Annotated in this window: 9 protein-coding genes and 2 pseudogenes; 7 read left to right on the top strand and 4 right to left on the bottom strand. The window is 65.5% G+C overall.

The annotated features are described in order from the left end of the window. From Tchar_RS13230 to Tchar_RS13220, 3 genes and pseudogenes are all read left to right on the top strand, one after another. Positions 1 to 235 (top strand): annotated as a pseudogene (locus tag Tchar_RS13230) (IS5/IS1182 family transposase); the annotation flags it as partial. Positions 236 to 528: 293 nt separating this feature from the next. Next, entirely contained in the window at positions 529 to 762 is a 234-nt protein-coding gene (locus Tchar_RS13225; RefSeq protein WP_144329452.1) for a hypothetical protein, read from the top strand. Further along, positions 749 to 1,105 (top strand): Mor transcription activator family protein, encoded by a 357-nt coding sequence (locus tag Tchar_RS13220; RefSeq protein WP_144329451.1) that lies wholly within the window; start codon positions 749 to 751, stop codon positions 1,103 to 1,105. Before Tchar_RS13225 ends, Tchar_RS13220 begins: the two co-directional genes overlap by 14 nt. Before the next feature lie 4 nt (positions 1,106 to 1,109). On the opposite strand, the gene Tchar_RS14220 is transcribed toward Tchar_RS13220, so the two are convergent. From Tchar_RS14220 to Tchar_RS13850, 4 genes are all read right to left on the bottom strand, one after another. Continuing rightward, the gene (locus tag Tchar_RS14220) at positions 1,110 to 1,232 is read right to left on the bottom strand and encodes a hypothetical protein (protein WP_268969095.1); all 123 of its coding nucleotides are present in this window, start codon (positions 1,230 to 1,232) and stop codon (positions 1,110 to 1,112) included. A 48-nt stretch (positions 1,233 to 1,280) separates the two neighbouring features. Next, positions 1,281 to 1,736 carry a phage virion morphogenesis protein gene (locus Tchar_RS13215; protein WP_144329450.1) on the bottom strand — a complete coding sequence of 152 codons (456 nt, stop codon included), beginning with the start codon at positions 1,734 to 1,736 and terminating at the stop codon, positions 1,281 to 1,283. A gap of 80 nt (positions 1,737 to 1,816) precedes the next feature. Continuing rightward, positions 1,817 to 1,963, bottom strand: a complete 147-nt coding sequence (locus Tchar_RS13780) for a phage virion morphogenesis protein (RefSeq protein ID WP_161595542.1) — start codon at positions 1,961 to 1,963, stop codon at positions 1,817 to 1,819. Between the two features lie 79 nt (positions 1,964 to 2,042). Continuing rightward, complete coding sequence (locus Tchar_RS13850; protein WP_201739382.1) at positions 2,043 to 2,702, bottom strand: hypothetical protein; 660 nt, start codon at positions 2,700 to 2,702, stop codon at positions 2,043 to 2,045. Positions 2,703 to 2,729: 27 nt separating this feature from the next. Here Tchar_RS13850 and Tchar_RS13205 point away from each other — a divergent pair, with 27 nt between their 5' ends. From Tchar_RS13205 to Tchar_RS13195, 4 genes and pseudogenes are all read left to right on the top strand, one after another. After that, positions 2,730 to 2,921, top strand: coding sequence for a type II toxin-antitoxin system HicA family toxin (locus tag Tchar_RS13205; RefSeq protein WP_144329449.1), 192 nt, complete (start codon positions 2,730 to 2,732; stop codon positions 2,919 to 2,921). Further along, a complete protein-coding gene (locus tag Tchar_RS13200) occupies positions 2,918 to 3,328 on the top strand; it encodes a type II toxin-antitoxin system HicB family antitoxin (protein WP_144329448.1) in 411 nt (136 codons plus the stop codon). The genes Tchar_RS13205 and Tchar_RS13200 overlap by 4 nt, the downstream gene beginning before the upstream one ends. Before the next feature lie 4 nt (positions 3,329 to 3,332). Beyond that, complete coding sequence (locus tag Tchar_RS13775; protein ID WP_161595541.1) at positions 3,333 to 3,497, top strand: hypothetical protein; 165 nt, start codon at positions 3,333 to 3,335, stop codon at positions 3,495 to 3,497. Between the two features lie 188 nt (positions 3,498 to 3,685). Further along, positions 3,686 to 3,961: pseudogene (locus Tchar_RS13195) on the top strand (leucine zipper domain-containing protein); the annotation flags it as partial. Positions 3,962 to 4,122: the final 161 nt, after the last annotated feature.

The raw sequence follows: 4,122 nt of genomic DNA, 5'->3' as shown, positions 1-4,122 counted from the left end.
GCGCCGGGCATTGGACAAGAGCACTTTTCTTGGCCAGGTGATGGATGCCTTGGAACGCACCAAGGCGCGCATTCGTGCCAAGGGCGAGCATCCGTTTCGGGTACTCAAATGCCAGTTTGGCTACTGCAAGACGCCCTATCGAGGCTTGGCCAAGAACGGCGCGCAACTCAACGTCCTGTTTGCGCTGGTCAATCTGTGGCTGGTGCGCAAGGCCTTGTTGGCTGCAACGGGATAAGTGCGCCCGCCACGGCGCCACTGGGGGCCGACGAGGCCTCAGGAGGCCCACGAAAGGGGCTTGTGGAGCGGAAAATAACTCAAAATCTGCCCCTGATCCCGTCATGTGAAACAAAGTCTACCATCACCGCGTCCTCTGGAACGAATAGGATGGGTTGTGCAGAGGTTTCCTAATGGACAATCTGGGATCATGATAAGGATTTGCGCGACGCCTGCACTGTGCTGGTGGCGCGCAAACCCCTATCATGAGGGCACCTGACGCGCTGTGGCCGAAGCGCGCACGGGAGGTGCGACATGGCAGGTATTCGTGCCGCGCGGCTGGATCGCTCGCCGCGCTTGCAGCGGGTGCTGGAGCTGCTATCTGACGGGCGTTGGTATTCCACGCTCGATATCGTGATCGGCGCTGGCGTGTGCGCCGTCAATAGCTGCATCGCCGAGCTGCGCGCCAACGGGATTCCGGTGGTCTGCCGCCGGGTGGGGCGCGAGCGATTCGAGTACCGGATCGGATCGAGCGATGGCCGCGCATGATCTGGAGCGCCTGATCGGGCGCGAGGCGCTGGCGACGCTGGCGCAGGTGGCGGGCGGCCTGGATCTGTATATCCCGGCCAAGGTGCCGATGGACGGGCCGTTGCTGGAGTTGCCGCTGGCGGCGCAAGAGCGGCTGGCGCGCTACGCGGGCGGCACGCGGTTGTACATTCCCAAGCTCTGCGGCGAACTGCGGCGCATCCGCGATGCGCAGATCCGGGCGGCCTACGACGACGGCGAGCGTGTGCAGGACATCGCGCGGTGGTTTCGGCTCTCCGAGCGGCGGGTTTGGGCGATCCTGGGGGCGCCGGAGCCGCAGGACGATGCGCAGGGGCGTTTGTTTTGACTATTCATCCTGCCGGGCCGCGCTCACATAGGTCGCCAAAGGCCATCAGCGCGGGGGCCAGAGCGCGCACGTCCATGGCATGCGCATCCAGCGCCGGGCCGTCGTAGGTGATGCGAACGTTGCTCATGGCATCATTGTACAGTCTGCCCGCATTGCGCGCGACAAGGCGCGTGGTTTAGCGTCCGGCCAGATACCTGGCGATGATCTCCCCGATGGTCTCGCGCGCGGGCTCGGTGAGCGCGCCGCCGGCATCGATGGGCAGAAAGGGCCGCGCCGGAATGGTGACGTTTCGGCCGCGCCCGGCCTTGCCGCCGAACTGGTGGATGGCGGCGTAGCGCTTGTTGACGCTCACCAGCGCATGGCGCGGCCCGGCCTCCGATTCGATGGAGCGCGCCAGATCGCCGCTGACTTGCAGCATCTTGCCCGGCCAGTGGCCGGATTTTTCCCGCTGGCGGATGGTCGTGGGCGAAAGTCCGGGCCAGCCGGGGCCTTCGACATCGAAGCGGCGCTCGGTCTCCGACTCCAGCGCCTGGGCGATGTCGCGCATCGCCGGGGTGAGGTCGGCCACCTTGCGTTGCAGCCGCTCCAGCGCCTGGGTGACTTCGCGGTCGTCGATGTCGATCTCGATCATGTGCTATCCTTTCGTTGGGCGGCGGCGATCCTCCCTGGGGGAGGCCTGGATGTCCCGTTCGAACCGGGCGCCGCCTGCTTTCATGTCATTCTGATCCAGATGCCGCGCCGTATCTTGTCGGCTGCGGCGATGTCGCGCATGGCCGGGGCGAGGTCGGCCACCTTGCGTTGCAGCCGCTCCAGCGCCTGGGTGACTTCGCGGTCGTCGATGTCGATCCTGATGATCATGTGCTATCATTGAACAAGGTGAAGCGGGGGTGATCCCACTTGGTGTGGGCTCGGATGGCCGGTTCGAATCCTGGCACCCTCACTTCACCGCCACCCATCTTTGCGTGGCGGTCTTCTGCTCGATGAGCGGGTCGCGGTAGACCGAATCCACCTGCCCACCCTTGTCGATATAGACCGCCGTGTCGCCCAGCCGCGCCACCAGATTGCCGGTTTGCCGGTCTTCATACCACTGCGCCCGACGAAACCGCTCGGGCAGCATCATCCATTCATCGCGCCCCAATGCCTCGCCCTTGGCGGCATGCCGCCGCGCCTTGGGGCCAACGAGCAGGGTGTCGCCCACCCAGGCCACCGCTCCGGTGGGCGTCAAGCCCAGCGTCACGGTCTTATTCTGCGGACGCCCCGTGACCACCCGGATGTAGCTGCCGCGGCTGCCGATGCGCACCACGTGGGCCAGCTCATCCACATCCAGCGGCTCATCCAGCGCCCGAAAGGCCGCGCCGATGGCGCGCAGGTGGAGCTTGACCCCGTTGTCCATCGCATCGAGCGCCCGGTCGCGCGAGACGGAGAGGATCGTCCAGCGGCTTACCCGCCCCTCGGCCTCGGCCTCGAGCACGTCGAGCACCGCCTCCAGCGTGGTGGTGAAGGTTTTGCCGGTCTGGCGGCTCCACATGCCGGCCTTGAAGCGGGCATCGTCGGCCAGATAGCGGCGCTGGTAGGGGTAGAGGATGGTGGTTGACATCTATCTTTTGTGATATATCATCGCACTATGAATGGCAAGGATGTGATCAAGGTGCTGCAACGCCACGGGTTTCGGGTGGCACGCATCCAGGGCAGCCACCACATCCTGGTCAAGGAGGGGCTGCCGCGCAGCGTGCCGGTGCCGGTGCATGGCAGCCGCGATCTGTCGGCTGGTCTCATCAAGGCCATTGAACGGCAAAGCGGAGTCAGGCTCACATGAACATTGCTTACTCTTACACCGTCGAGCCGCAGCCCGAAGGCGGCTATCTGGTGCAGTTCGTCGATCTGGAAGAAGCCTTCACCGAGGGCGAGACGCTGGAACAGGCGGCTTTCCTTGCGGCAGAAGTGCTCACCGGGGTGCTGGCGCTGCGGCTGGAGCGCGGCGAGGACGTGCCGCCGCCATCGCCCGCCGAAGGCCGTCCGGTGGCCGTGCCCGATGCGCCGGTGCAGGCCGCGCTGCTGGTGCGCTTTGCCCAGCAGGGCAAGCCCCTGTCGGAGCTGGCGCGCGCCATGGGCACCAGTTGGCCCGCCGCGCAGCGCCTCACGCGCCCCGGCAACCCCACGCTCAAACAACTGGAGCGCGCCGCCGCCGCCCTGGGCAAGCGCCTGGTACTGGCGCTGGAGTGAGCGCATGGACGCCACACTCATGGGTGCGGCCTCCGCGTTGGCAGGCGTAGCGCTCGCGCAAGGCGCTGCGCTGTGGCAAACGCGGCTCGAAGAGCGGCGCCAACGCCGCGCCATGCTCGTCGCCAAGCTGGAAGAACTGGCCGAGCAGCTTCTGGTTGCGGATCACTGAGTCGACGCCTGGTACCGCTCGCTCCTTCCCGCCAGCCTTGCTCCAGCGCACGACCGATCTCCAGCACCTCTTCAACCCAGATTGTCCATTAGCTGTGAAGCTTCAATAGGTTGTATCTGCGGTTCACCCGGACTGCGTCTGGGAGACTGGGAGTTGCCAAACAATCCAGCACTTTCAGGAACAGCCGGATGAACACCCATAAGAATGCCCGACTTACCTTCGCCCGTCGCTTGCAGATGGTTCAAGAGATGACACAGCACGGGCTCAAGGCCTGTGTAGCGGCCTCACGCCATGGCGTGACGCCGCGCACTGCGCGCAAATGGCTGGGCCGCTACCTGGCTGAAGGAGCCAGCGGCTTGACCGACGCATCTTCCCGGCCGAAGCGCTCGCCGCGGGCGATCGAGCCGAGCAAGGCATTGCTCATCGTCGAACTGCGGCAGCGCCGAATGACCCAGGCACGAATTTGCCCCGCCCGCAGTTTTTTTGGACACGGAATTAGGGTAAACAGACGTGTCTGAGAAAGGAGCTGGAAATGCTGAATGAGAGAAAGGATGGCGGGGTTGCGCTGGGGGCGCTGGAAGGAGCGCGTAGCGCGACGGCAAGCGCGCCCAGCGCGGCGGCCGAG

Origin of the sequence: Tepidimonas charontis (assembly GCF_007556685.1) — a bacterium.
GTDB lineage: Bacteria > Pseudomonadota > Gammaproteobacteria > Burkholderiales > Burkholderiaceae_C > Tepidimonas > Tepidimonas charontis.
The sequence above is the reverse complement of the archived record's forward strand: the minus strand, read 5'-3'. Positions and strand labels throughout refer to the sequence as shown.

Bases quoted from the DNA above. Each gene is read 5' to 3' on its own strand.
- Tchar_RS13225 (WP_144329452.1), top strand. From the start codon at position 529: ATGGCAGGTATTCGTGCCGCGCGGCTGGATCGCTCGCCGCGCTTGCAG.
- Tchar_RS13220 (WP_144329451.1), top strand. From the start codon at position 749: ATGGCCGCGCATGATCTGGAGCGCCTGATCGGGCGCGAGGCGCTGGCG.
- Tchar_RS14220 (WP_268969095.1), bottom strand. From the start codon at position 1,232: ATGAGCAACGTTCGCATCACCTACGACGGCCCGGCGCTGGATGCGCAT.
- Tchar_RS13215 (WP_144329450.1), bottom strand. From the start codon at position 1,736: ATGATCGAGATCGACATCGACGACCGCGAAGTCACCCAGGCGCTGGAG.
- Tchar_RS13780 (WP_161595542.1), bottom strand. From the start codon at position 1,963: ATGATCATCAGGATCGACATCGACGACCGCGAAGTCACCCAGGCGCTG.
- Tchar_RS13850 (WP_201739382.1), bottom strand. From the start codon at position 2,702: ATGTCAACCACCATCCTCTACCCCTACCAGCGCCGCTATCTGGCCGAC.
- Tchar_RS13205 (WP_144329449.1), top strand. From the start codon at position 2,730: ATGAATGGCAAGGATGTGATCAAGGTGCTGCAACGCCACGGGTTTCGG.
- Tchar_RS13200 (WP_144329448.1), top strand. From the start codon at position 2,918: ATGAACATTGCTTACTCTTACACCGTCGAGCCGCAGCCCGAAGGCGGC.
- Tchar_RS13775 (WP_161595541.1), top strand. From the start codon at position 3,333: ATGGACGCCACACTCATGGGTGCGGCCTCCGCGTTGGCAGGCGTAGCG.